Source organism: Nocardiopsis dassonvillei subsp. dassonvillei DSM 43111 (assembly GCF_000092985.1).
GTDB classification, from domain to species: domain Bacteria; phylum Actinomycetota; class Actinomycetes; order Streptosporangiales; family Streptosporangiaceae; genus Nocardiopsis; species Nocardiopsis dassonvillei.
The window spans coordinates 5,620,010-5,644,907 of the sequence record NC_014210.1; the positions used below are offsets into that span (position 1 = coordinate 5,620,010).

The 24,898-nt window shown below is 73.0% G+C and carries 19 protein-coding genes and 1 pseudogene; 10 read left to right on the top strand and 10 right to left on the bottom strand.

Going from position 1 to position 24,898, the window contains the following annotated elements; translation table 11 throughout:
• The first annotated feature begins 299 nt into the window (after nucleotides 1-299).
• Both NDAS_RS23380 and NDAS_RS23385 read left to right on the top strand, forming a co-directional pair.
• On the top strand, nucleotides 300-902 hold the full coding sequence (locus NDAS_RS23380) for a GNAT family N-acetyltransferase (RefSeq protein ID WP_013155731.1): 603 nt from the start codon (nucleotides 300-302) through the stop codon (nucleotides 900-902).
• 49 nt (nucleotides 903-951) lie between these two features.
• Nucleotides 952-1,809: an ABC transporter permease gene (locus NDAS_RS23385; protein WP_013155732.1), complete on the top strand. Its 858-nt coding sequence runs from the start codon at nucleotides 952-954 to the stop codon at nucleotides 1,807-1,809.
• Between the two features lie 40 nt (nucleotides 1,810-1,849).
• Here NDAS_RS23385 and eda read toward each other — a convergent pair whose 3' ends face one another.
• From eda to zwf, 3 genes are all read right to left on the bottom strand, one after another.
• Nucleotides 1,850-2,482, bottom strand: a complete 633-nt coding sequence (eda, locus tag NDAS_RS23390) for a bifunctional 4-hydroxy-2-oxoglutarate aldolase/2-dehydro-3-deoxy-phosphogluconate aldolase (RefSeq protein WP_013155733.1) — start codon at nucleotides 2,480-2,482, stop codon at nucleotides 1,850-1,852.
• A gap of 473 nt (nucleotides 2,483-2,955) precedes the next feature.
• The gene (edd, locus tag NDAS_RS23395; RefSeq protein WP_013155734.1) at nucleotides 2,956-4,806 is read right to left on the bottom strand and encodes a phosphogluconate dehydratase; all 1,851 of its coding nucleotides are present in this window, start codon (nucleotides 4,804-4,806) and stop codon (nucleotides 2,956-2,958) included.
• Nucleotides 4,803-6,281 (bottom strand): glucose-6-phosphate dehydrogenase, encoded by a 1,479-nt coding sequence (gene zwf, locus NDAS_RS23400; RefSeq protein ID WP_013155735.1) that lies wholly within the window; start codon nucleotides 6,279-6,281, stop codon nucleotides 4,803-4,805. Before zwf ends, edd begins: the two co-directional genes overlap by 4 nt.
• Nucleotides 6,282-6,490: 209 nt before the next feature.
• On the opposite strand from zwf, the gene NDAS_RS23405 reads away from it, so the two are divergent.
• The 3 genes from NDAS_RS23405 to NDAS_RS23415 all read left to right on the top strand — a co-directional run bounded on the left by NDAS_RS23405 (nucleotide 6,491) and on the right by NDAS_RS23415 (nucleotide 11,008).
• Nucleotides 6,491-7,678: an ROK family protein gene (locus NDAS_RS23405; RefSeq protein WP_013155736.1), complete on the top strand. Its 1,188-nt coding sequence runs from the start codon at nucleotides 6,491-6,493 to the stop codon at nucleotides 7,676-7,678.
• Nucleotides 7,679-8,126: 448 nt separating this feature from the next.
• Nucleotides 8,127-8,795, top strand: a complete 669-nt coding sequence (locus NDAS_RS23410; protein WP_013155737.1) for a hypothetical protein — start codon at nucleotides 8,127-8,129, stop codon at nucleotides 8,793-8,795.
• 458 nt (nucleotides 8,796-9,253) lie between these two features.
• Nucleotides 9,254-11,008: an LCP family protein gene (locus tag NDAS_RS23415; RefSeq protein ID WP_013155738.1), complete on the top strand. Its 1,755-nt coding sequence runs from the start codon at nucleotides 9,254-9,256 to the stop codon at nucleotides 11,006-11,008.
• 353 nt (nucleotides 11,009-11,361) lie between these two features.
• Here the strand turns inward: NDAS_RS23415 and NDAS_RS23420 are convergent, their stop codons facing one another.
• Nucleotides 11,362-12,690, bottom strand: a complete 1,329-nt coding sequence (locus tag NDAS_RS23420) for a hypothetical protein (RefSeq protein ID WP_013155739.1) — start codon at nucleotides 12,688-12,690, stop codon at nucleotides 11,362-11,364.
• A gap of 353 nt (nucleotides 12,691-13,043) precedes the next feature.
• A complete protein-coding gene (locus NDAS_RS23425) occupies nucleotides 13,044-14,024 on the bottom strand; it encodes a hypothetical protein (protein WP_013155740.1) in 981 nt (326 codons plus the stop codon).
• A gap of 313 nt (nucleotides 14,025-14,337) precedes the next feature.
• Here NDAS_RS23425 and NDAS_RS23430 point away from each other — a divergent pair.
• Nucleotides 14,338-16,082: pseudogene (locus NDAS_RS23430) on the top strand (GAF domain-containing protein).
• A gap of 135 nt (nucleotides 16,083-16,217) precedes the next feature.
• Here NDAS_RS23430 and NDAS_RS23435 read toward each other — a convergent pair.
• The 3 genes from NDAS_RS23435 to NDAS_RS23445 all read right to left on the bottom strand — a co-directional run bounded on the left by NDAS_RS23435 (nucleotide 16,218) and on the right by NDAS_RS23445 (nucleotide 19,661).
• Nucleotides 16,218-16,889, bottom strand: coding sequence for a response regulator (locus tag NDAS_RS23435; RefSeq protein WP_013155741.1), 672 nt, complete (start codon nucleotides 16,887-16,889; stop codon nucleotides 16,218-16,220).
• A gap of 208 nt (nucleotides 16,890-17,097) precedes the next feature.
• Nucleotides 17,098-18,612: an amidase gene (locus tag NDAS_RS23440; protein ID WP_013155742.1), complete on the bottom strand. Its 1,515-nt coding sequence runs from the start codon at nucleotides 18,610-18,612 to the stop codon at nucleotides 17,098-17,100.
• 29 nt (nucleotides 18,613-18,641) lie between these two features.
• Nucleotides 18,642-19,661 carry a D-2-hydroxyacid dehydrogenase gene (locus NDAS_RS23445; RefSeq protein ID WP_013155743.1) on the bottom strand — a complete coding sequence of 340 codons (1,020 nt, stop codon included), beginning with the start codon at nucleotides 19,659-19,661 and terminating at the stop codon, nucleotides 18,642-18,644.
• A 302-nt stretch (nucleotides 19,662-19,963) separates the two neighbouring features.
• Between NDAS_RS23445 and NDAS_RS23450 the strand changes: the two genes are divergently transcribed.
• From NDAS_RS23450 to NDAS_RS23465, 4 genes are all read left to right on the top strand, one after another.
• Nucleotides 19,964-20,446 carry a DUF3830 family protein gene (locus NDAS_RS23450; protein ID WP_013155744.1) on the top strand — a complete coding sequence of 161 codons (483 nt, stop codon included), beginning with the start codon at nucleotides 19,964-19,966 and terminating at the stop codon, nucleotides 20,444-20,446.
• A gap of 116 nt (nucleotides 20,447-20,562) precedes the next feature.
• Nucleotides 20,563-21,363 carry a maleate cis-trans isomerase family protein gene (locus NDAS_RS23455; protein WP_013155745.1) on the top strand — a complete coding sequence of 267 codons (801 nt, stop codon included), beginning with the start codon at nucleotides 20,563-20,565 and terminating at the stop codon, nucleotides 21,361-21,363.
• Nucleotides 21,364-21,393: 30 nt separating this feature from the next.
• Nucleotides 21,394-22,146 (top strand): maleate cis-trans isomerase family protein, encoded by a 753-nt coding sequence (locus NDAS_RS23460; protein ID WP_013155746.1) that lies wholly within the window; start codon nucleotides 21,394-21,396, stop codon nucleotides 22,144-22,146.
• A 54-nt stretch (nucleotides 22,147-22,200) separates the two neighbouring features.
• On the top strand, nucleotides 22,201-22,884 hold the full coding sequence (locus tag NDAS_RS23465; protein WP_013155747.1) for a GntR family transcriptional regulator: 684 nt from the start codon (nucleotides 22,201-22,203) through the stop codon (nucleotides 22,882-22,884).
• A gap of 237 nt (nucleotides 22,885-23,121) precedes the next feature.
• Here the strand turns inward: NDAS_RS23465 and NDAS_RS29010 are convergent, their stop codons facing one another.
• Both NDAS_RS29010 and NDAS_RS23470 read right to left on the bottom strand, forming a co-directional pair.
• Nucleotides 23,122-23,298, bottom strand: a complete 177-nt coding sequence (locus tag NDAS_RS29010; RefSeq protein ID WP_013155748.1) for an antitoxin VbhA family protein — start codon at nucleotides 23,296-23,298, stop codon at nucleotides 23,122-23,124.
• Between the two features lie 65 nt (nucleotides 23,299-23,363).
• Nucleotides 23,364-24,827 (bottom strand): NAD-dependent succinate-semialdehyde dehydrogenase, encoded by a 1,464-nt coding sequence (locus NDAS_RS23470; RefSeq protein WP_013155749.1) that lies wholly within the window; start codon nucleotides 24,825-24,827, stop codon nucleotides 23,364-23,366.
• Nucleotides 24,828-24,898: the final 71 nt, after the last annotated feature.

Here is a 24,898-nt window from a genome sequence, read left to right on the forward strand (position 1 = left end):
ATGCTTTTCCGACAGGACTCGCCAGAACCTAGGCAAGGGTTTCCGCGGGCGCAAGGGAAAGGCACGGAACCGCACGTCCCGCCGGCGGGACGTTTACGCGCGCGAGGCCCGCGGACCCTTCCCGGACGCGCGACGCCCTTTCTCGGGATTTCACGCGAGGACGTTCAGGGGCTTTCTCCCGCCCTTCCGCGCCGGTCACGCCATGGGAGCGCTCCCACAATCGGGGGCGCGTGCAAGGATGGCCTCTCCCCCGGGCTGCCACGCCCGACGGTCCCACGGAAAGGCCAGGGCAGTCGGCGATGATCCCCCTCCACCTCGAAACCCCCCGTGTCCGGTTCCGCCCCATCGGGGAGGACAACGTCCTCGGGCTGTACCAACTGCTGCTGAGGCTCGGGATCGAGACGCTCCCGGCCCGGGACAGCTTCGAGTCGTCCTTCAGGGCGCTGGACGGTTCGGACGTCACCGTGCTCCAGATCGAGGCCGCCGGGAGCGGCGAGGTCCTGGGGTTCGCCTCGGTCCGCGAGCGCAGCCCGGCCGGACACGTGAAGATCGGCATCTTCATGGACCCGGACGGACTCGCCGTGGGGGTCGGCGCCGAATCCATGATGCTCCTCGTCAACTACGCGTTCGCGCGCTGGGACGACATCAGGAAGGTGTACGCGCTGACCACGGACGCGAGCCTCATGCACTTCGGTTCGGCGCTGTTCGCCACGCCCAGGGAGGCGACGCTCCCCGGCCACGTCTACTTCCGGGGACGGCTGTGGGACCTGCACTACTACTCGGTCTCCCGGGACCACTGGCTCCAGACGGGGGCCCGGCTCCTCGCGCGCATCACCGGGGGCCGGTCGCGACGGGAGGGCGGCCCGGTGGGGATCGGCTCCGCGCCGGTCTGGACCGAGTGACGGGCGCCCGGACCGACCACCCACCACCACGAGCAAGGACAAGGACCAGATGACGGCCACGCGACGGCGCCCGCTCCCCACCTCGCCCTTCGGGCTCGGCCACGACCTGCGCACGGTCCGGGTCGTGCTCAAGCGCGACCTCTTCCGCTTCGTCCACGACGTCAGCCGGGGCGTGGCGATGCTGCTCCAGTCGGTGATGTGGCTGTTCGTCATCGGGGTGGGCTTCGGCTCCCTCATCCCGAGGGGCGAGGACGACCTCCCGCTGACCGCCGTGATGTTCCCGGGCGTGGTCGTCATGACCGTCATGGGGACGGCGGTGTCCGCCGCGGCGACCATCGTCACCGACCGCGAGGTCGGCTTCCTGCGCGGAATGCTCGTCGCCCCGGCCAAGCGCTCCGCGCTGATCCTGGGCAAGATCCTCTCGGGCGCGGTCCTGGCCACCCTCCAGGCCAGCATCATCCTGGCGGTGGCCGGCCTGGCGGGCGTGCCCTACGCGCCGGGGCTGATGCTGACCCTGTTCGGGCTCACCTTCCTGGTGGCGCTGACCGCGTCGGCGGTGGGCGTCCTCATCGCGATCTCGGTCCGGGGCAGTGAGGCGTTCATGGGGATGGCCCAGCTGGTCATCTCCCCGCTGGTCCTGCTGTCGGGCGCCATGTTCCCCATCGGGAACCTCCCCTCCTGGCTCACCGCGATCACACTGGTCAATCCCGTCACCTACGTCGTCGACCCCATGCGCCAGGCGGTCTTCGCCCACCTGGACACCTCACCGGAGACCGAGGCGCTGTTCAACCCCGGCATCTCCTGGTTCGGTTGGCAGATCCCCTGGGCGGCCGAGGTCGCCCTCGTGGCGGGCGTGGGCGTCCTGCTGGTCTGGCTGACGGTGGTCAGGTTCGGCGACTCCGAGTAGGAGGCGCCCCGGCCCCGCCGGGGCCGGGGCGCGGGCGGCGCTACAGGGCGGCGGCCTCCCTGGCCAGACCGGTGATCCGCTCCCACTCCCCCGCCGCCACCAGGTCGGCCGGGGTCAGCCAGCTGCCGCCCACGCAGCCCACGTTGGGCAGGGCCAGGTAGGTGGGGGCCGACGCGACGGTGATGCCGCCGGTGGGGCAGAACCGCACCTGGGGCAGGGGCCCCGCCAGCGACTTCAGGAACGCCGCGCCGCCCGAGGCCTCGGCCGGGAAGAACTTCATCTCCGTCACCCCGCGCTCCAGGAGCGCCAGGGCCTCGGACACGGTGCCCACGCCGGGCAGGAAGGGCAGGCCCGTGTCGGACATGGCCGACGCCAGCCCGTCGGTGCACCCGGGGCTGACCAGGAAGCGCGCGCCCGCCCTGGCGGCCGCGGCCGCCTGGTCGGGGGCGGCCACGGTGCCCGCGCCGACCACGGCCTCGGGCACCTCGGCCGCGATCCGCTCGATGGCCTCCAGCGCGGCCGGGGTCCGCAGGGTCACCTCGATGCCCGGCAGGCCGCCCGCCACCAGCGCGCGGGCCAGCGGCACGGCGGCCTCGGCCTCCGAGACGACCACCACCGGCATCACCGGGGCCAGGTCAAGGATGTCGGCGCCCGAACGGGGGTTCGTCGTCATCTGAATCCTTTCGAGAAAACTCTGGCCTTCAGGCCAGAGAGGAATCGGGCTCCTGCGGAGCGGGACGGTCAACGGTCGTGCGCCCCCGGGCGAATCACCATCCACCAAAATCACCGAACCCGCCAACCACCACTCGAACCGGTGATAGCTTGCTTCGCGTCGGCTCAGACGAGAACCACATCCGGGCCTCCTACTGCCGGGCTGGCAGAAAGTCAGGTCTGTGGAGCTGATGTAAGACCGATGGGCGGCACCCCGTCCCCCGCCGTTAGTTCGGGTCGGCAACCGGCTACGAAGCAGAAAGCTCAACCCGCGAGGGAAGAATCTCCCCGCTTCAGCTGGGAGAGAAGTCAAGTCGTGTTCTCTCCAGGATCGGTCGAAGGTCTGGGGCGGGCGCGCCGCGGCCGCGGGGGCGTGCGGGGCGGATGTCCGCCGCGCGCCCCGGGCCGGTCCCCCGGCGCGCCCGGGTCGGCGGTTCAGGATCCGAAGACCCCAGCGCCCTTCTCCGCGGGGCCGACCGCGCCGCGCAGGGCCGCGAAGAGCTCCCGGCCGGTACCGGTGGCGGAGTCCACGGTGGGACGGGCGGGCTCGCGGCCGGTCAGGTCGGCCAGCACCTCCAGTGTGCCCGTGGTGGCGTCCAAGAGGATGGGGTCGCCGTCGCGGACGTAGGCCAGCGCGCCGCCCGCCTCGGCCTCGGGGGACACGTGGATGGCGGCGGGCACCTTGCCCGAGGCGCCCGACATGCGGCCGTCGGTCACCAGCGCCACCTTCTGGCCCCGGTCCTGGAGCACGGCCAGCGGCGGCGTGAGCTTGTGCAGCTCGGGCATGCCGTTGGCGCGCGGCCCCTGGAAGCGGACCACCGCGACGAAGTCGCCGGTCAGCTCCCCGGCGGAGAACGCCTCCTGGAGTTCGGCCTGGTCGCCGAAGACGCGGGCGGGCGCCTCCACCACGTGCCGCTCCGGCGCGACCGCGGAGACCTTGATGACGGCGCGGCCCAGGTTGCCCGACAGCATGCGAAGGCCGCCGTCGGGGGCGAAGGGGTCGTCCGTGCCGCGCAGGACGGAGGTGTCGCCGCTCTCCTTGGGCCCGTCGACCCAGGTCAGCTCGCCCCCGTCCAGGCTCGGGACCTGCCGGTAGCGGCCCAGGCCCTCGCCCATCAGGGTGCGCACGTCCTCGTGGAGCAGTCCGGCGTCCAGCAGGGAGCCGATCAGGTGGGCCATGCCGCCCGCCTCGTGGAACTGGTTCACGTCGGCGGCGCCGTTGGGGTACATGCGGGTGAGCAGCGGCACCACCTCGGAGAGGTCGGCGAAGTCGTCCCAGGTCAGCTCGATACCGGCGGCGCGGGCGATGGCGACCAGGTGCAGGGTGTGGTTGCTGGAGCCGCCGGTGGCCAGCAGGGCGACCACGGCGTTGACGACGGCCCGCTCGTCGACCTGGCGGCCGACGGGGTTGTAGGAGTCGCCCAGGGCGGTGCGGGCGAGCACGCTGCGCCCGGCCTCGGCGGTCAGGGCCTCGCGCAGCGGGGTGCCCGGCTGCTCGAAGCTGGCCCCGGCCAGGTGCAGGCCCATGACCTCCATGAGCATCTGGTTGGAGTTGGCGGTGCCGTAGAAGGTGCAGGTGCCCGGCGAGTGGTAGGCGGCGGACTCGGCCTGGAGCAGCTCGCGGCGGCCCACCTGGCCCTCGGCGAAGCGCTGGCGCACGCGGGCCTTGTCCTTGTTGGGCAGGCCCGAGGGCATGGGTCCGGCGGGCACGAACGCCACCGGCAGGTGGCCGAAGGACAGGGCGCCGATCAGCAGGCCCGGCACGATCTTGTCGCACACGCCGAGCATCAGCGCGCCGTCGAACATGTCGTGGGACAGGGCCACGGCGGTGGCCATCGCGATGACGTCCCGGCTGAACAGGGACAGCTCCATGCCCGCGCGGCCCTGGGTGATGCCGTCGCACATGGCGGGCACGCCCCCGGCGAACTGGGCGACGCCGCCCGCCTCGGCCACGGCGGCCTTGATCACGGCCGGGTAGGACTCCAGCGGCTGGTGCGCGGAGAGCATGTCGTTGTAGGCGGAGACGATCGCCAGGTTGGGCGTGACGTCGCCGGACAGCTTGAGCTTGTCCGAGACGCCGCAGGCCGCGAACCCGTGGGCGAGGTTGGCGCAGCCCAGGGCGGAGCGGGCGGGGCCCTCGGCCGCCGCCGCGTCGATCCGCGCCAGGTAGGCGGACCGGGTGTCGGCGCTGCGCTCGGCGAGGCGCCGGGTGACGTCTGCGACGACGGGGTGGACGGCGGGTCCGTACCCTGCGTTGTCGGCGTCGTCGGGGATGTGCGCGGTCATCGGGGTCGCTCCTCTTCGTACCACGTACGGCCTGTTCGGCCGATGAGCCGGTGCGCGCCCGCGGGGCCGGCGCTTCCGGCTGGATAGGTCTCGGGGGTGGTGCTCAGGCCGTTCCACGCCTCGATGACGGGGTCCACCCAGCGCCAGGCGGCCTCGACCTCGTCGCGGCGCATGAAGAGGGTGGAGTCACCGGCCAGGACGTCCGTCAGCAGCCGCTCGTAGGCCTCGGGCGAGCGGGTGGCGAAGGTGTCGGCGAAGCTGAGCTCCAGCGGGGCGGGCCGCAGCCGCAGCGCTCCGGCGCCGGGCGTCTTGGCCAGCATGGTCAGGTGTATGCCCTCGTCCGGCTGGAGCCGGATCACGAGGCTGCCCGCGCCGGGCAGGTTGGTGCCGGGGAAGATCGTGTGCGGCACCTCGCGGAAGCGGATGACGATCTCCGAGCGGGCGTGCGACATGCGCTTGCCGGTGCGCAGGTAGAAGGGCACTCCCGCCCAGCGCCAGTTGGCCACCTCGGCGCGCAGGGCCACGAAGGTCTCGGTGTCGCTGAGGGCCGGTCCGCCGGGCTCGTCGAGGTAGCCGAGCACCTCCGAGCCGTGGACGGAGCCGCGTCCGTACTGGCCGCGCACGGTGTCCTCGGCGACGCGGTCCCCGGTGAGGGGGCGCAGCGATTGGAGGACCTTGAGCTTCTCGTCGCGGACGGAGTCGCGGTCGTAGCTGGCCGGGGGTTCCATGGCGGTCAGGCACAGCAGCTGGAGCAGGTGGTTCTGGACCATGTCGCGCATGGCGCCGGAGGTGTCGTAGTAGCCCCGGCGCCCGCCGACGCCGACGGTCTCGGCGGCGGTGATCTGGACGTGGTCGATCCAGCGGGAGTTCCACAGGGGTTCGAGGAAGACGTTGGCGAAGCGCAGCACCAGCAGGTTCTGCACCGTCTCCTTGCCCAGGTAGTGGTCGATGCGGTAGATGCGCGACTCGTCGAAGACCGCCCCCACCGCGTCGTTGACGGCGCGGGAGGAGGCCAGGTCGCGGCCCAGGGGCTTCTCCATGACCACGCGGGAGTCGGGGGTGACGAGCCCGGCGTCGTCCAGGCCGCGGCAGATCGCGCCGGAGATCATCGGCGGGACGGCGAGGTAGAAGACGCGGTCGCGGCCGGGGGCCAGGGCGGCGGTGAGGTCGTCCCAGCCCGAGGGGTCGCCGCCGACGTCCACGGTGACGTGGGAGAGGCGCTCCAGGAACCGGTGGAGCACGTCGGGCTCGGCGACCTGGACGGCGTGGTGGCCGCGGACCGCCGAGGCGGCCTTGTCCCTGAGGTCGGCGTCGGTGAGGCCGTCGCGCGAGACGGCGACGACGCGGGTCCCCCCGTCCAGGTGGCCGTCGCGGTCCAGCAGGTACAGGGAGGGGAGGAGTTTGCGCATGGACAGGTCGCCGGTACCCCCGAAGACCACCAGGTCGGTGGCACGGGACGCGGACTGCTGCGGCATCTTCGGTCTGCTCCAGCGGGGAGGGAAGGGGATGGGGAGCGGGGGGCGGAGTGTGACGCAGGCGGGGGCGCGGGGAGGCGGCGCGGACGCGCGGGACGTCCGGCCCTTTGAGCCTAAACCCGACTATGGTAAAAAACCAAGCACACTTGAGAACAATTATTTACATAACCTCCCAGCCTTCCCGTCGTAACCTCATGGTTGAATGAGCTATGGCCAGAACCCCCGGACGCCTGTCCTCTGCTGCCACCAGCGGCCACATCCTGGAGCTCATCCGCTCCGGAACCGCGACCAGCCGCTCCGAGATCGGCCGGGTCACGGGCCTGTCCCGTCCCTCCGTCGCCCTGCGGGTCACCGAGCTGATCGGCGGCGGGCTCGTCACCGAGGGCACCGGCGCGGTCTCCAGCGGCGGACGGCCGCCCACCCTGCTGGAGTTCAACGCCGCCAGCGGCCTCATCCTCACCAGCGCCCTGGGCATGGTCCGCAGCCAGGCCGCCGTGTGCGACCTCGACGGCGAGGTCCTCGTGCGCACGCCGGGCTCGCCCGCGATGGAACAGGGCCCCGACGCCACCCTCCCCTGGCTGCTGGACACCTGGTCGGAGCAGATCGCCTCGCTCGGCCGCGACCCCGGTGACGTGCGCGGCGTGGGCATCGGCCTGCCCGGCACCGTCGAGTTCCACGCGGGCCGCGCCGACGACCGCCCCTTCCTCGGCAAGTGGGCGGGCGTGGCGCTGGCCCCGCTGGTCGCCGAGCGCTTCCCGGTGCCGGTGATGGTGGACAACGACGTGAACGTGATGGCGCTCGGCGAGCACATCGCGGGCGGGCACGGGCACCCCGACGACATGGTGTTCGTGAAGGCCTCCACGGGGATCGGCGCGGGTCTGCTGTCCGGCGGGCGGCTGCTGCGCGGTTCGCTGGGCGCCGCCGGGGAGATCGGGCACATCCCGGTGCGCGGCGCGGGCGGGCTCCCGTGCCGCTGCGGCAACACCGACTGCCTGGAGGCGGTCGCGGGCGGGCGGCGGCTGCTGGAGAGCGCCGCCGAACAGGGGTGCCGGGCACGGACGCTCAAGGACCTGGTGGCGCTGGCCTCGGGGGGCGACCCGGTGGCCGTCACCCTGGTCCGGGAGGCGGGGCGCAGACTGGGTGAAGCGCTCGCGGGGGCGGTGAACCTGCTCAACCCCGAGGTGATCGTGCTGGGCGGCGACCTGGCCGAGGCCTACGACCACCTGGTGGCGGGCGTGCGCGAGGTGGTGTTCCAGCAGTGCACCGCCCTGGCCACCCGTCAGCTGCGCGTCGTGGCCAGCTCCCTGTGGGACGAGGCGGGCGTGCGCGGCTGCGCGGCCATGGTGACCGAGGAGATCCTGTCGCCGGAGGCGGTGAACAAGCTCCTGGCGGGTTGAGGGCGATGCCGTGGGCCCTGGGGGGCGGCGCCGGCCCCTGGCAGCCGCGGCGGCGGAGGTGCCGGGTGGCCGCTGGTGAGACCGAGGCGGCGTAGGACCGGCGGGGCCGTGCGCCCCGTGGCGGACCGTTCCCGGGCGCGCGCCGGACCCCTCCTTCGTCCACAGGCTGTGGACGGGGAAGTTACCTCCGCGCCTGACCGGGAATCCTCGCACGGGAGGGGCCCTTGCTCCCCTCCAGCGACCGCCGCGACCCGCGACCGAGCCGTGCCCCCGCGCTCACCCCGCCGACCTGCGACGACGCGTTCTTCGGCGCGCACTCACCCCGCACCCGCACTTGACAACCGCCCTCGGCGTGACGAATAGTCACCGAGCATCACCCCCGCCCCGCACACCTCTGTCACCCCTGTGGCCGCGCCCGTGCGGACCCCCGCCCGGAAAGGTCCCCGCCGTGTTCCCAGAGAACCCCCTCGTACTGATCCTGTTGGGCGCCGGAATCAGCCTGGTCACCAGCGTCGTCGTCACCGCCGTCCAGGCCCGCCTGGTCAGGCGCGACGCCATCCGCACCTCCTCCCGCGCCTCCGCGCGCACCCTCACCAGCGCCTTCATCGCCGAACGCGACTCCGTCGACGGCGGCGACAGCTTCCTCGCCGAGGCGGAGCTGACCGTCATGTCCATGACCGACCGCAAGACGCGGGACCGGCTGCGCGACGTCATCCGCCTGCTGCGCGAGCGGGCCCTGCCGGAGATCGAGGAGCTCAGCGGGGTCAGGTCCGAGCGCTCCCGCCAGCTGCTGTGCGACCACGCCCTGGAGGTGCTCGGCGCGCACCTGCGTTCCGAGAAGCTGCCCGAGGTGCCCGCCGCGGTCCGCAAGATGCTGTCCGTGGAGGAGGAGGCGCTGAGCATCCACTCCGGCGAGACGCCTCGTCCCGCCGAGCCCATCACCAAGAGCGCGGTCACCCCGCGCCCCCGGCACACCGGCGCCAAGCCCGCGTCCCCGGCCCGCAAGCCCGCCAAGAGCACGGCCAAGACCCCCTCCAAGCCCGCGGCGAAGGGCGGGCGCTCCTCCTCCGCGACCGCGGAGGAGCCCGCCAAGGAGAGCGCCTTCTGGGACGACTGACCCGGCCCTGCTCCGCTGACCGCCCGCCGTCCCCGCTCAGGGGCGCGGGCGGTCAGCGTCTGCACCGACAGAGACCGGACATAGGCGTTTCAAGCGGACAATCCGGGGAAAGTCAGGCGGACAGACTCCAGGAGACGACCACGGGGGCTGAGGAATTGTGCGGCGCAATTGCGGTCAGGCCCCCCGCCCATGGACAACCCGCGCGCGCGGACGGGAAGAACTTGACCTAGGATCTCTGGCACGCACGCGTTTTCCGTGCCCTCGGCCGCACCCGCTTCCCGGTGCTGCCGGTGCCCCGCGGGCCGCCCCCGAATCCCCAGGAGGCCCCGGATCCGGCGACCGCCCGCCGCTGACGTTCCGCGCGTTCCCCGCCCTCCCCCGAACTCGGACGCGTGTCCCTCCGGCCCGGCGTCCGACCGTTGGCACGTCCCGCCGTCCGAACTCACCGAGATTGCACGATGCCCGCTGATGAGAAGCCCTCTGCCTCCGGCAGGGACCACACACCAGACGACAGGCCCGAGGACGGCTCCACACCCCGATCAGGGACCGAGAACACCGGCGACGACGCGGCGGGTGGGGACAACACCACCGCGTCCGAGACCGGGGCTGACGGAACCGGCCGGGCCCACGAGTCGGACGAGACCGAGGGGGCGGAGGAGGTCGGAAAGGCAGAAGAGGCCCCCAACACCGGTGTGACATCGGACACCGGAGGCGCCCAGGAGACGCAGCAGGCCCAGGAGACCCCGGAGGCTGACGAGCCTGCCGGTGCCGGGGAGGCTGCCGAGGCTGGCGACACCCGAAAGTCCACCGGTACCGAAGGGGCCACCGAGACCGAGAAGGTCACCGGAGACGAGAAGGCCGTTGAGGCCGAGGAGGCCACTGCGGAATCAGCGGCTGGATCCGCCGCCGGGGACGAAGAGCGCACTGGGACCAAGGCGCCCTCAGAGGCCGGTGGGGCTGGTGCCCCAGCCGGAGCCGCCGGGACCGGGGAGTCCGGAGAGACCGCGGAGACCGCTGGGGCCGCCCCGTCCGCCGCTCCCGTCCGCACGAAGCGCCGCCGGACCGGCAGGATCCTGGTCTGGGTCGCCGCGAGCCTGGTCCTCGTCCTGGCCGCCGGGGTCGGCACCGCCTACGGCTACTACCGCTCGCTGCGCTCGGACATGGTCCAGTACGACATCGACGGGCTGCTCAAGGAGGAGGACCGGCCCGAGAGGATCAACGACTCCGTCAACATCCTCTTCATGGGCACCGACGGCTACGAGGAGGGCAGCACCGCCTACTCGACGGAGTTCGAGGGCGAGCGTTCGGACTCGATCATGCTGGCGCACATCTCACCCGAGAGCCGGGTGTCGGTGATCAGCTTCCCCCGCGACTCGCTGGTGGCCCTGCCCGACTGCGACCCCTACGGAGAAACCGAGGGCACGCCCGGCTACTTCGGCATGATCAACGCCGCGATGTACCACGGCGGACCGCCCTGCGTGGTCAGCACCATCGAGTCGCTGAGCGACGTCCGCATCGACCACTTCGTGCACCTCAGCTTCATGAGCTTCCGGGACGTGGTGGACGCCATCGGCGGCGTGGACATGTGCATTCCCGAGCCGATGGAGGACAGCCGGTCCAAGCTCGACCTCGACGCGGGCCAGCAGACCCTCGACGGCGACGAGGCGCTGTCGTTCGTCCGGGCCCGCTACGAGATCGGCGACGGCGGCGACATCGGCCGCATCGACCGCCAGCAGATGTTCCTCGCGGCCCTGGCCGACCAGGTGACCAGAAACGACGTGATCACCGACCCGGGCAGGCTCAACGCCGTTCTGCGCGCGGTGGCCGAGCACAGCGCCACGGACAGCGCCCTCACGTTCGACCGGATGCTGTCGATCGCCGTGACCCTGGCGGACGTGGAGCTGACCGACATCGAGTTCCACACCGTGCCCTGGTACCAGGCGCCCTCCAACCCCAACCGGGTCCTGTGGTACGAGGACCAGGCCGAGGAGCTGTTCACCGCCGTGCGCGAGGACCGGCCCCTGCCCCTCACGATGGCCGACGAGGCGCCCGTTCCCCAGGACCCGCCCGGGGCCTCGCCCTCCCCGGCGGACGAGGAGGTCGCGGAGGCCTCCCCGGATGACGAGCCCGCCCGTCCGGGCGTGGGACGCGACGCCACCTCCAACCCGTGCTCCGACGGCCTGGGCTACGGCACCGGGGACGAGATGGAATAAGGCGCCCCGGAGGGGCCTCTGAGACCCCCGGAGCTTTCCGGGATCTCAGAGGCCCCTCCGCCGCTCTTCCAGTGCCTTCCGGAACGCCGAGGGGCCCCGGGACCGGTACGCGAAGTCGTACCGGCCCCGGGGCCCCTTGCGTGTTCCCGGGAACTCCGGGCACGAAGGACCGCGGTTCCGGCCCCCCCGGTCCGGAACCGCGGTCGGGCCTCGGGCGGCGGAGACTCCGCCCTCCGCCGGTACGCGCCTGGAACCCCCACAGTTCCGTTCGGCGCCCCTCAGCGGAGGTGGTCCCGCTCACCGCCCGAGGCTCGTGCGCCCGCCACGACCGGCGGGCGCACGTTCCAGGGAGGTCAGGCGATGCTGTCGGGCAGCAGGTTCAGCTGGCTGGTGTCCACCCAGGGCTGGCCCAGGTCGGGCATGCCGTCCACGCCCACCAGGTCGTTGCCCACGAAGTCGCCGGAGGGGTCGAGCTGCGTCGTGCGGACCGCGTCGACGGCGAGGTCGGCCACGTCCGAGACCTCGGGAGCGGCGGCCATGGGCAGGGTGCCCCCGGGCAGGGGCAGCAGGTCGGCCGAGGCGTCGGCGACGGTCTGGGGCAGCGAGGAGGTGCCCGCGGACATGGGCAGCGTCACGTCGTCGGACAGCACCAGGTCGGAGACCAGGTCGGCGGCGCCGCCGGTCAGGTCGGTGTTCTGGCCGTTGATGGGGCCGGCGGGGGTGTCCGCGGCGGCCAGGGGAAGGGTGTCCCCGGACGCGGGCAGGGTGGCGTCCAGGCTGCTCAGGTCGGTACCGACCTCGTGCGTGCCCCGCTCGACCGACGAGCCCAGCTGGTTGAGGCCGGTGCCGACCGTCTCCCTGGTGTCCTGGAGGGACAGGGAGGACTCCGGGTGCGACAGCGGCAGGGTGCCGCCGCCCGCCCCGCCACCGACACCGCCGAGCAGGCCGCCCACGAGGTCCGTACCGCCCAGCCCCGTGGAACCGCCGCCCAGCAGACCGGACAGCGGGTCGCCCGACACCGGACCCGAGGCCAGCTGCTCCGTGGAAGCGTGGCTCAGCGGCAGCGTACTGCCGCCGGTGTCCAGGCCCACGCCTTCGAGCAGGTCGGTTCCCCCCAGCAGTGTGGACAGCGGGTCGCCCGACACCGGCCCCGAGGCCAACTGCTCCGTGGAGGCGTGCGACAGCGGCAGGGTGCCGCCGCCCGCCCCGCCACCGACACCGCCGAGCAGGCCGCCCAGGAGGTCCGTACCGCCCAGCAGACCGGACAGCGGGTCACCCGACACCGGGCTCGCGGTGCCCGACAGGGGCAGCGTCTCGCTGACGGTGTCCAGCTCCAGCGGACCGACGTTGGTGGCGTTCTCCTCCCCCGCCCGGATCGGGGTGTCGGTGGAGACGGCGTTCCCGGCGACCGGGCCGAGGGGCTGGTCCGGGGCGGACTGGCGACGCACGTCGGGCTGGGCGGAGATCTGACCGGGCTCGACCTTGACCAGCTCGCCCAGGGGCGTGGAGACGCCCTCCGTCAGCGGCGCCGGAACCTGGCTGCCCAGGTCGTTCAGCGCGAGCCCGTCCGTGGCGCCGCCGAGGACGTCGGCCCCGGCGATCCCGGCGCCGAGGGCGACGAAACCCGCGGTGCTGGCGGCCACCAGCAGGGTCCTGGCAGAGGTGCGAGCGGTGTTGAACATGTCGTGTGTCCTTCCGGAATGTGGTCTGTGGCTCTCGCGTGGACGGCGTTCGTGTGCGCTTCCCGCCGTCCGACGGTTCCGCTCCCCTGGCCGGGGGGAGGGGTTCCGCTCTGGTCCGGGCTTTCCGGTGGGAGAGCCCGCCGCGCCTGGAGGGAGCGGTGCGGCTCTACCGGTCATCAGTCGTGGATCTGGCTGGCCACTGACTGACGTGAACCTCGCCGTCGAGGTGCGCGGCTCACGTCAACCCCCAGAGGAGTCCGGTTCCTCACCCACCGTGATCGGTCGGAGGCGCTGCGGCTCTGGGAAGGGGCGTGCCAGGAGGGGTCGCTGGGCGACCGGCTGGAAGGGGGCCGCTAGTCGGGCGAGAAGGTCGGCTCGTCCGCGGACTCGGCGGGGACCGCGAGCAGGACGCGCCGGGCGGCCTGGAGCTGGCCGGGCGCCGGTGCCGGGGCACCGGTGGTGGTCAGGTAGCCCGCGACGGCGGGGACGCCGATGGGAGCGCCCTGGGCGGAGCCCGAGGCGGAGCCGTTCAGCCCGGAGGGCGTGGCGACCGGGTCGGAGACCAGGCGCGCGGGAGCGTTCTCCGCGGCCGGGTCGGCGTGCGCCCGGACGGCGCCCGCGGTGGCTCCGGTGACGGCCGGGACGAAGTGCGTGACGACCTCGGCGGGGACGGGCGGTACCGCGGACCCGCTCCCGGTTCCGGTCCGCTCGTCCGTGTCGGCCGGGGTCGCGGACGGATCCTGCGTCCGCGGCTCGGTGCCGGAGGCGTCGTCCTCGTCGAGGTACTCCTCGACCGGCTCGGTCACCCCGTGCACGGTGTCGCGGATCTGCCGGGCCACCTCGGGGGTCTCGGGCACGTCGCCGCGGGAGACCCCGGCGGACCCGTCGAGGACCATCCGCGTGGTGTTCTCCCCGACCGCGGACACGGCGCCGACCAGCGGGTCGTTGATCCTGGCGGTCATCGGGACGGAGGCGCCGGCGTCCGGGCGGTCCCCGGAGTCGGAGCCGCCCGCGTCCGTCCGCGCGGCGCCGGCCTGCCCGGAGCCGTTCCGGCCCGGGCCTTCGCGACCGTGAGCGGCCCGCTCCGCCTCCGGCCGCTCCGCGACCGCCTGTGCGGCGGGTGCCCGCACGCTCGCGGCGACGGAGGCGGCCTGGTGCACGAGGGTGCCGGTCGCCCCCTCCTCCTGCGCCCGCACGGGGTCGGAGGCCGTCAGCCACGCGGTGACCACGAGGCCGCAGACCAGGGCTGCGAGCAGCAGCGCCCGCCGCACCGGCGCGGGGAGCACGGCGGAACGGGCGCCGGCGGCGCTCGTGAGACCGTGGACTCCAGACACCGGGGGTTCCTCTCCACCGTGGGGCGAGAACCGACACGCGGGGGCGGTCGGGGCCGGTCGCGCCGCACCGGGCGGCGCCTTCCAGCCGGGGGACGGGAGGTCACAAGGGCCTCGTCGCGTCCGCTGATCGCGACGTTAGCATGAATTAGACGACCGGAACCCCGAATCCACAGGAATTCCCGCCCATCCGGAACCGGCCCCTGAACAGCAAGATGTGGCAAACCGGGGAAAAACCAACGACAATTCGACTATTACGCCCGAGGAAACGCGCATTGCCACAACGCCGACCGGCTCTGCGGAGGTTGACGGACACATGACTGAGATCCCCCAGAGCTCCTCCCTGTCCCCCCACAGCGTGGACGAACTGCTGGACGAGGTGCGCTCACTGGACCCGCGCATGTCCGCGCACGGCCGGGTGCACTCGCTGCTCCAGGCCGTCCTGGCCATCGGCGGTGACCTCGACCTGGCGACCGTGCTGCGCAGACTGACCGAGGCGGCGGCACAGCTGACCGGCGCCCGGTACGCGGGCCTGGGAGTGATGGACGAGGACGGGGGCTTCAGCGAGTTCATCCCCGTGGGCCTGAGCGAGGAACAGGCCCGGCGCATCACCGGCTTCCCCCACGGCAAGGGCGTCCTGGGCGTGCCCCTGAACGAGCGCGCGTCACTGCGCCTGGCCGACCTGCGCGAGCACCCCGACTTCGAGGGCTTCCCCGAGGGCCACCCGCACATGGGCAGCTTCCTCGGCGTCCCCATCCAGGTGCGCGACGAGGTCTTCGGCAACCTCTACCTCACCGAGAAGGCCCGGGGGCGGAGTTCGACGAGGACGACGAGGCGGTGGTGACCGCGCTGGCCACCGCCGCGGGCATGGCCATCGAGAACGCGCGCCTGTACGAGGAGGCGCGGCTGCGCGAGCGGTGGCTGGCCGCGTCCACCGAGGTCACCACCCGCCTGCTGTCGGGCGCCGACACCTCCGAGGTGCTCGCCCACATGGCCGCGCAGGCCCGGGAGATCGGCGGCGCGGACACGGCCGTGATCATGCTCCCCGACCCCCGCGCCCGAGGGCACCTGTTCGCGGAGATCGCGGACGGGCCCATCGCCCAGGAGGTCCTGGGGACGCCGGTGGAGATCCACGGCTCCGCGTGCGGGTGGGTGTACGAGTCGGGAGAGGCCCTGAGCGTCCCCGACCTGAGCCGGGCGAACTGCCCCATGCTCGCCCATCGCGGTTACGCCTCGGGCCTGGTGGTGCCCCTGGGCACCCCGGGGAACACGCGCGGGGTACTGCTCCTGGGCAAGCTGTCCGACCGCGCCCCGTTCACCGCGGCGGTACGCCGCATGCTGCACGGGTTCTCGGTGCAGGCGGCGGTGGCCCTGGAGCTGGCCGAGGCGCGGCGCGACACCGAGCGCCTGGCGGTGCTGGAGGAACGCGACCGGATCGCCAAGGACCTGCACGACGTGGTGATCCAGCGCCTGTTCGCCTCGGCGATGACGCTGATGAGCACGCTGCGGCTGATCACCTCACCCGAGGCCGAGGAGCGGGTGCAGCGGACCATCGACGAACTCGACGGAACCATCCGCGAGATCCGCTCGACGATCTTCGCGCTCCAGAACCCGCCGAGCCGCAGGGACACGTCGCTGCGCGGGCGCATCCTGAAACTGGCCGAGAACACCGCGCACAGCCTGGGGTGCCACCCCGGGGTGAGCCTGGACGGGCCGATCGACGCGTCCGTGCCCGACGACATCGGCGAGCAGCTGCTCGCGGTGCTCGGCGAGGGACTGACCAACGTGGCGCGGCACGCGCGCGCGACGGAGGTGCACGTGTCGGTGGCGGTGGAGGAGGCCGCGCACACCGGGCGCCCCACCACCCTGACCCTGACGGTGACCGACAACGGCGTGGGCCTGCCCGAGCACGGACGGCGCAGCGGTCTGCGCAACCTGGAGCAGCGGGCCAAGGCCCTGGGCGGCGGTTTCACCGCGCGCGGGAGTGAGGGCGGGGGCACGGTGCTGGTGTGGCGGGTGCCCCTGCGAGACGACGCCGTTCCGCCCCCGGACAGTTTCTGAGGGATCCGGTCCCACGGTCCCCGAGCCACCGCGCGGTCGCCGGGGCCCGTGGGACCACCGGGGCTGCGGAGACCATCGGGACCGCCGTGACCGGCCCGGTGGCCCGGCCCGCCGGGGCGGGCCGGGCAGCCGTGGTCAGTACCGGCGGCCGCGCAGTTCGGCGACGAGCACGGCGGCCTGCGTGCGGCGCTTGAGGTCCAGTTTGGACAGCAGGGCGGACACGTAGTTCTTGACGGTCTTCTCCGCCAGGTACAGGCGCTCGCCGATCTGCCGGTTGGTCATCCCCTCGCCGATGAGGTCGAGGATCTGCCGCTCCTGCGGGGTCAGCTCGGCCAGCGGGTCCGGCTCGGCCTGGGCGCCGCGCAGCCGCTCCAGCATCGCGCCGGTGCTGCCCGAGTCCAGCAGCGAGCCGCCCGAGGCCACCGTGCGAACCGCCCCGACCAGGTCGGCGCCGTGGATCTGTTTGAGCACGTACCCGGCCGCTCCGGCCATGACGGCGTCGTACAGGGCGTCCTCGTCGGCGAACGAGGTCAGCATCAGGCAGGCGATCTCGGGGTGGTCCGAGCGGATCTCCCGGCACACCTGCACGCCCGACCCGCCCGGCAGCCGCACGTCCAGGACCGCGACGTCGGGCAGCACCACGGGGATCCGCGACAGCGCCTGTTCGGCCGTCCCGGCCTCACCGACGACGGTCATGTCGTCCTCGGTCTCCAGCAGGGCGGCCACCCCCCGGCGGACCACCTCGTGGTCGTCCACCAGGAACACCCTGATCCGCTTGCGAACGCCCTCGGCTCCACCACCCGGCATCGGCCCATCCTCATCCCTGCGTCACCGCGATCAGACACCGCTCCGATGAAGACGGTAATACGTGCGGAGGCCCGCGCGCGGGCCCTTAGGCACCGAACTCCTCGGACGAAGGTCCTACAAACGGACAATTCTCCTCATCTTCGGAGCAAAGCACCTGATCGCAGCGGGTGTGCGCATGATTCCCACGAGCCACGGAACCTCTCGGAATTCACGGCCTCCGGTCCGCCCAGGGACGGGCGAGCTCGAACGCGCGGCAGGCCGCCAGCACCCGGGCGTCGGCGTGCCGGGGCCCGACCGCCTGGAGGCCCACCGGCAGCCCCGCCGCCGTGAAACCGCACGGCACGCTCGCCGCGGGCTGCTGGGTCATGTTGAACGGGTAGCTGAACCCCGCCCACGAGGTCCACCGCTCCCCCGCCAGCCGCGGCGGCGACTCCAGCCCCGCCTCGAACGCCGCGATCGGCATTGACGGGGTGAGCAGCAGGTCGTAGGCGTCGTGGAAGCGGCCCATCCGGGCGCCCATCTCCATCCGCAGCGCCATCGCGGTCAGGTAGTCCTGCGCCGAGTAGGTCAGCCCCTCCTCGACGATCTCCCGCAGGCCGGGGTCGAGCAGGTCCCGCTGGCGGTCCGTGAGCCGGTCCGTGGCCTTGGCCGCACCGGAGTACCACAGCACGTGGAACTCCTCCCGGGAGTCGGGCAGACCGGGGTCGGCCTCCTCCACCCGGGCGCCCAGCGCCTCGAACACGGCCACCGCGTCGGCGACCGCCGCGGCCACCTCCGGGTCCACGTCCAGACCGCCCAGGGTGGGGCTGTAGGCGATCCGCATGCCCCGCACCAGCCGCTCGGCGTCGGTGCGCAGGCGCACGTCGCCGAGGCCTGGCGCGGGCGCCGCCAGCGCGGCCCAGTCGCGCGCGTCGGGCTGGGCCATGACCTCCAGCATCAGCGCCATGTCACCCACCGTGCGGGCCAGCGGCCCGGTGTGCGCGAGCGACCCGAAGGGGCTGGCCGGGTAGTGCGGCACCAGGCCCCACGTGGGCTTGATCCCGCACACGCCGGTGAAGCTGGCCGGGATGCGGATCGAACCGCCCCCGTCGGTCCCGGTGGACAGCGGGGCCATCCCGGCCGCGACGGCCGCCGCGGACCCGCCGCTGGAGCCGCCCGGCGTGATGGACAGGTCCCACGGGTTGCGGGTGACGCCGGTGAGCGGGCCGTCGGTGACGCCCTTCCACGCCAGCTCGGGCGTGGTCGTCTTGCCGACGAACACCGCGCCGCTCTCGCGCAGCCGGGCCACCGCCGGGGAGTCCTCGTCCCACGGACCCTCCTGGGAGCTGGTGACCGAGCCCTTCAGGGTGGGCCACCCGCGGGTGAGGTGGACGTCCTTGACCGAGACCGGCACCCCGTCCAGGGCCCCGGAGGGCTCGCCGCGCCGCCACCGCTCGGCGGAGGCGCGGGCGGCCTCGCGGGCCTCGTCCGGGCGCACCAGGCAGAACGCGTTGAGCGCCGGGTTGTCCCGCTCGATGCGCTCCAGCACGGAGTCGACGGCCTCCACCGGGGAGAGCTCCCCGGCGGCGTAGGCCGCGAGCAGCCGCTCGGCGGACAGGTCGGCCGGTGCGGAGGGCCCGCCGGCGCGCGCCTGCGGAACCGCGGCCGCCCCCGGGGCGCCCTCGGCCGCGCCGACGTCCGCGTTCGCGTCCTCGGTCCCGGCCCGGTCGGAACGGATCGTCACTTCAGCCTCCCGTGTCACGCCATCAGGGGTCAGCCGGGCACGTAGCCGCGGCTCTTGTCGACCACGTTGAGCAGTTCCCGCCCGTCCAGGTAACGGGCGAGGTTGTCGAGGAACAGGTCCATGAGGTCATCGCGCCAGCCGACGACGTCGCCCGACATGTGCGGCGAGACCACCGACCCGGGCAGCCCCCACAGCGGGGAGACCGCCTTGAGGGGCTCGTCCTCGAACACGTCCAGTGCGGCGCCCGCGATGACGCGGTGCTCCAGGGCCGCGGCCAGGTCGGCCTCGACCACGATGGGGCCGCGCGCCACGTTGACCAGTCGCGCGGTGGGTTTCATCAGCCCCAGGAAGCGGCGGTCGACCAGTCCCCGGGTGGCGTCGGTGAGCGGGGCGGCGATCACCACGTAGTCGGCCTCGGGGAGTTCGCCGGCCAGGGTCGGGGCGCCGTCGGCGCCGCGTTCGGCCAGGCTGGACTCGACCACGGTGCCGAAGTCGGGGTCGCCTTCCCGCGCGCGGCTGCCGGAGGCGCGCACGCGCATGCCCACGGCCGTCAGCTTGCGGGCGATGTGGCGGCCGATCGGCCCGGTCCCGACCACGAGGGCCCGCCTGCCGGACACGCGCTCGGTCTCCCTGTGCTCCCAGCGGTGCTCGCGCTGGTGCTCCCAGGTCTGCTGGAAGCCCTTGGCGAAGGCGATGACCTGGCCGAGCACGTACTCGGCGATGGGCTCGTCGAAGACCCCGCGCGAGTTGGTGACCACCGCCGGGCTCTCCACCAGGCCGGGGAACATGAGGTTGTCCACCCCGGCGGTGGCGGCGTGCACCCAGGACAGGGAGTCGGCCTTGGGCCAGGCGGAGGCCAGCGCCTCGGTGAACAGGTCCCACACCAGCAGCGCGTGCGCCCCGGGCAGCCTGGCGGGAAGCTCGTCGGCGGTGGTGTAGACGACCTCGCCGAGGCGGGGATGGTCGTCCATCCGCTCGCGGCCGGGCGGGAGGTCGTCTCCGTGGAGGACGAGGAGTCTCGGTCGGTTGGGCGGGATGAGGCTGTTCACGGGCGTGCACTCTCCGGTTGGCGACGGTGGTTCAGAGAGGTCGTCGGGGACGGATCGCCCTGCACGGGAAACGCTAGGGAGCCCACATAGGATTGTCAACAATCCTCAAATCGACTGTTCCCCCCGAAACCCGGGCCTCCCCCACCACCTCTGACCTGCCCGGGATACCCACTCGCACCGGGGTTATTGCCGCATCCGGGTTGTGGACCCTAGGATTGTCAACAATCAACAGCCCCGGCGCCGGGGGTGTTCCCGCAGGTCCCGCTGCCCGACGTCGAAGGGACTACCCGTTGCCCCGGTACATGACCATCACCCTGCCCAGGCGCGGGGTCTCCTGCGTCGCCGAACTCCTGGACAAGGACGCGCCCCGCACCTGTGAGGCGGTCTGGAACGCCCTGCCGCAGGGCGACGCGGTCCAGCACGCCAAGTACGCGCGCAACGAGGTCTACACGATGGTGCCGCGGTTCGCCGAGGACGAGCCCGGCCAGGAGAACCCCACCGTCACCCCGATCCCCGGCGACGTCGTCTACTTCTCCTTCGACGGGGGCATGCTCGACCGCGCCTTCAAGGAGGACAAGGGGATCGGCCACCTGCCCGGGGTCATCGACCTCGCCCTCTTCTACGGGCGCAACAACCTGCTCCTCAACGGCGACGTCGGCTGGGTGCCCGGCAACGTCTTCGCCACCGTCGTCGAGAACCTGCCCGCCATGGCCGAGGCCTGCAACGACGTCTGGCGCTCGGGCAGCGTCGGCGAGCGGCTGGTGTACGAGCGCCTGGAGCGCTGACCGGCCCGCGGGCCACCACGACCGCGCCCACGGGCGGCCCTCGGGCCCCCGGCGCGGAGCGACCGCGTCCCCGCGGGGACGGCAACGACAACACACATCCGGGAGGTGAGTGACCGATGCGGACCGACGGAGAGCACACGAACGGCACCGGCGCGCAGCAGCAGGTCGTCGAACTGGCCGCGAGCACGCGGACGCCGTGGCAGGCGGGAGTCGGCGTCATCGCGCCCTACGACTTCGCGCTCGACCGCGAACTCTGGCGCTGGACGCCCGACGACGTCTCACTGCACGTCACGCGGTTGCCGTACGTACACGTACCGGTGACGGTCGACCAGGCCGCCGCCCTGTGCCGGGAGGAGCACGTGGCCCCGGCGGTCCGCGCGCTGCTCGCCCCCGAGCCCCTGGCCATCGGGTACGCGTGCGCCTCGGGCAGCTTCGTGCACGGCGCCCGGGGCGAGCGGCGCCTGCACGGGGCCATGGTGGACGCCGGGGCGCCCGCCGCCGTCACCACGTCCGGGGCGCTGGTCCAGGCCCTGGAGGCGCTCGGCGCCGACCGGATCGCCGTCGTCACGCCCTACGTGGACAGCGTGACCGACCGGCTCCTGGCCTACCTCGCCGAGCACCGCGTCGCCGTGACCTCCAGCGTGGGGCTGGGCCTGCTCAGCCACATCTGGCGGGTGACCTACGCCGAGGTGTCCGAGGCGGTGCACTCGGTGGACCGCCCCGACGCCCAGGCCGTGTTCATCAGCTGCACCAACGTGCTCACCTACGACATCATCGCGCCCCTGGAACGCGAGCTGGGCAAACCGGTGATCGCGGCCAACCAGGTGACCATGTGGGCCGTGATGAGGGCCGCGGGCCGCCAGGCCGTGGCCCACGGACAGAGCCTGATCGACGTCGCCGCACCGAGTGCCGCGTGATGCGCGGGACGTGACGCAAAGGAGGGCCACATGACCCGCGTCGGATTCCTCTACCCCGGGTTCAGCGCCGAGGACGACTACAAGGCCTTCGAGGGCCTGCTCGGAGGGGGCGTCGAACTCCCCGTGGTGCACACGCTCATGCGCGAGGACGCCCACCGCGTGGACGCCCTGCTCGACGTCGGCGGCGAGGACGTGCTCGCCAGGGGCGCCCAGGAGCTGGCCATGATGGAGGTGGAGGCCGCGGTGTGGGCCTGCACCAGCGGCAGCTTCGTGTTCGGCTGGGAGGGCGCCCGCAGGCAGGTCGAGGGGGTGCGCCGGCACGCGGGCGCTCCGTCGTCGAGCACCTCGTTCGCCTTCGTGCACGCGCTGAGCCAGCTGCGCGTCTCGCGGGTGGCGATCGCCGCCACCTACCCCGACGACGTCGCCCAGAGGTTCGTGGAGTTCCTCACCGAGGCGGGGGTGACCGTGCTGTCGCTGGCCAGCCACGGCATCGCCACCGCCGCCGAGGTCGGCGACCTGGACCCCGACGACGTCCTGGACTTCGTCATCTCCAACGACCACCAGCGCGCCGAGGCCGTCCTGGTGCCGGACACCGCCCTGCACAGCGCCCACCTCATCGAACCCCTGGAGGCGCTGCTCGGCAAGACCGTGCTCACCGCCAACCAGGTGAGCGTGTGGGAGGGTCTGCGCCTGGCGGGGGCGACCGCGGGCCGGGGCTCCGGACCGGGCATGCTGTTCCGCTCGGGTTCGGCCGCGGTCAACAGCGTCCTGGCGCCCCGTTAACCTCGACGACGCGCCCGCCGCGCGTCCCGTCCCCGATCCGAGAGGAGGGCGGCCATGCCCGCCCCAGGCCAGCTCAGACCCGTGCCCCGGCGTTCCACCGCCGAACTGATCGCCGACCAGCTGCGGTCCGCGATCATGTACGGCTCGCTCGCGCCGGGTGACCAGCTCGGCGAGTCCGAGCTGGCGGGTCAGCTCGGGGTGAGCCGCGGCCCCCTGAGAGAGGCGATGCAGCGCCTGGTGCAGGAGGGGCTGCTGCGCAGCGAACGGCACAGGGGGCTGTTCGTGCGCGAACTCACGCCCGCGGACGTGCGCGACGTCTACGTGGCCCGGCTCGCCGTCGAGCGGACCGCGTGCGAGCTGATCATGCGCGGCAACCGGGGCGAGGCCGTCGCCCGCCTCACCCCGGCCGTGGAGCGGCTCGCCGCCGCGGCGGCGGGCCGCGACCGCAACGCCATGAGCGACGCCGACCAGGCCTTCCACCAGACCCTCGTCAGCTGCGCGGGCAACAGCCGCCTGGAGCGCATGGCGCAGACGCTGCTGGTGGAGACCCGGATGTGCCTCACGGTGATGCAGGACGTGTACCCGGAGCCGGAGGAGCTCCTGGACGAGCACCGCCGCATCCTGGACGCGATCGTGGACGGGGCGGAGGAGGAGCTGCTGCGCCTGATCGAGGCGCACATGGTGGACACGGTCGAGCGCATCAACGGCGAGGGCGGGGAGTCCGTCCCCGAGGCATAGGACGCCCGCGGAACACGGACGCGCCCGTGCCGGTGCGCGGCGCCGACGCCCGGAGTGCCCCTGGGCACTGTCGTGCCGTGCCGCCGCCCGGCGCCGACGCCCGACCCGCGCTGGCCGGAAACGTCACCGGTGTGACGCAAGGGGCCTGAACTGCGTCTTAGCCGATGTCGGCGCTCGAACCCCGCTATGAGTACGAGATCACGGCGAACAGGATCGCGGGGCGCCGCGTCGCCTCCGTCACTCCCGCAGCCGGTACCTGGCCAGGATGCGCTCCCTGGCCTCCTCGAAGCTCATCTCACCGCGTGCGATCCGCTCCAGGTCCGCCCGCGCCTCCGGCGACGGTTCACCGCCCGCCGCCCTGACGGAGGCCAGAGCGGCGGCGGTGTCACCGTCGTCGGGGATCCGTGTGCCCATGGGGCGAGCGTAGGCGGTGCCGCGCCCGAGGCACAGTCGAACCTCCGGATCGCCCGGATATCCGGTCAGATTCCGCCGATGCCGACGTACTTGGTCTCCAGGAACTCGTCGATGCCGACCCGGCCGCCCTCGCGGCCCAGACCGGAGTGCTTGACCCCGCCGAAGGGCGCGGCCGGGTTGGAGACCACGCCCTGGTTGAGGCCGACCATGCCGGTCTCCAGGTTCTCGCTGACCCGCAGCGCCCGGTTGAGGTCGCGGGTGTAGACGTAGCTGACCAGTCCGTACTCGGTGTCGTTGGCGGCCCGCAGCACCTCGTCCTCCGTCTCGAAGGGCAGCACGGGGGCCACCGGGCCGAAGATCTCGGTGGTGGACAGCTCGGCCTCGAAGGGCACGTCGGCGAGCACGGTGGGCTTGTAGAAGTGGCCCGGACCGTCGCCGGGGCCGCCGCCGACCAGCACGCGGGCGCCCTTGCCGACGGCGTCGTCCACCAGGCCCTGCACCTTGTCGCGGGCCTTGTCGTCGATGAGCGGGCCCACGTCGACGCCCTCGTCCACGCCGCGGCCCAGGCGCAGCGCGCCCATGCGGCGGCTGAGGCGCTCGGCGAACTCCTCGGCGATGCCCGCCTGGGCGTAGATGCGGTTGGCGGCGGTGCAGGCCTCGCCGATGTTGCGCATCTTGGCGAGCATCGCGCCGTCCACGGCGGCGTCCATGTCGGCGTCGTCGAAGACCAGGAAGGGCGCGTTGCCGCCCAGCTCCATGGAGGTGCGCAGAACCTGCCCGGCGCTCTGTTCGAGGAGCTTGCGGCCCACGGCGGTGGAGCCGGTGAAGGAGACCTTGCGGATGCGGCCGTCGCTGAGCAGGGGCTCGGTGACCGAGCCCGGATCCGTGGTGGGGATGACGCTGAGGACGCCCTCGGGGAGCCCGGCCTCGGAGAGGATGCCCGCCAGCGCGAGGGCGGACAGGGGCGTCTGGTGGGCGGGCTTGAGGATCATGGTGCACCCCGCGGCGATGGCGGGGCCGATCTTGCGGGTGCCCATCGCCATGGGGAAGTTCCAGGGGGTGATGAGCATGCAGGGGCCGACCGCCTGGCGCATGACCAGGAAGCGGGACTTGCCGTCGGGGGAGGTGGAGAACCCTCCCTCGATGCGCACGGCCTCCTCCGAGAACCAGCGCAGGAACTCGGCGGCGTAGGCGATCTCGCCCCGGGCCTCGGCGAGGGGCTTGCCCATCTCCAGGGTCATCAGGACCGCCAGGTCCTCCCGGCGCTCCATGAGCAGCTCGTAGCCCCGGTACAGGATCTCGCCGCGGTCCCGGGGCGCCGTGCGCATCCAGTCGGCCTGGGCCCGGTGCGCCGCGTCCAGGGCGTCGAGCGCGTCCTCCTTCCCCGCGTCCGCGACCTCGCAGAGCACCTCACGGGTGGAGGGGTCCTCCACCTCGAAGGCGTTCCCGGAGGCGGCGTCGCGCCACGTCCCGCCGATGAACAGCCTCTTGTCCACCTGCGCGACGACCCGTGCTTCCTGATCCGACATGTTCGCTACTCCCCGGTCGAGATTCGGCCTGTGGTCAGAACTGCCCAACGTGCGCCCACTGGACACCGTCG

Coding starts and splice junctions, on each gene's coding strand:
- NDAS_RS29010 (WP_013155748.1), bottom strand. CDS start 23,298: ATGGGCACACGGATCCCCGACGACGGTGACACCGCCGCCGCTCTGGCC.
- NDAS_RS23385 (WP_013155732.1), top strand. CDS start 952: ATGACGGCCACGCGACGGCGCCCGCTCCCCACCTCGCCCTTCGGGCTC.
- NDAS_RS23455 (WP_013155745.1), top strand. CDS start 20,563: ATGCGGACCGACGGAGAGCACACGAACGGCACCGGCGCGCAGCAGCAG.
- NDAS_RS23470 (WP_013155749.1), bottom strand. CDS start 24,827: ATGTCGGATCAGGAAGCACGGGTCGTCGCGCAGGTGGACAAGAGGCTG.
- NDAS_RS23460 (WP_013155746.1), top strand. CDS start 21,394: ATGACCCGCGTCGGATTCCTCTACCCCGGGTTCAGCGCCGAGGACGAC.
- NDAS_RS23450 (WP_013155744.1), top strand. CDS start 19,964: ATGACCATCACCCTGCCCAGGCGCGGGGTCTCCTGCGTCGCCGAACTC.
- NDAS_RS23380 (WP_013155731.1), top strand. CDS start 300: ATGATCCCCCTCCACCTCGAAACCCCCCGTGTCCGGTTCCGCCCCATC.
- NDAS_RS23435 (WP_013155741.1), bottom strand. CDS start 16,889: ATGCCGGGTGGTGGAGCCGAGGGCGTTCGCAAGCGGATCAGGGTGTTC.
- NDAS_RS23465 (WP_013155747.1), top strand. CDS start 22,201: ATGCCCGCCCCAGGCCAGCTCAGACCCGTGCCCCGGCGTTCCACCGCC.
- NDAS_RS23405 (WP_013155736.1), top strand. CDS start 6,491: ATGGCCAGAACCCCCGGACGCCTGTCCTCTGCTGCCACCAGCGGCCAC.
- zwf (WP_013155735.1), bottom strand. CDS start 6,281: ATGCCGCAGCAGTCCGCGTCCCGTGCCACCGACCTGGTGGTCTTCGGG.
- eda (WP_013155733.1), bottom strand. CDS start 2,482: ATGACGACGAACCCCCGTTCGGGCGCCGACATCCTTGACCTGGCCCCG.
- edd (WP_013155734.1), bottom strand. CDS start 4,806: ATGACCGCGCACATCCCCGACGACGCCGACAACGCAGGGTACGGACCC.
- NDAS_RS23415 (WP_013155738.1), top strand. CDS start 9,254: ATGCCCGCTGATGAGAAGCCCTCTGCCTCCGGCAGGGACCACACACCA.
- NDAS_RS23420 (WP_013155739.1), bottom strand. CDS start 12,690: ATGTTCAACACCGCTCGCACCTCTGCCAGGACCCTGCTGGTGGCCGCC.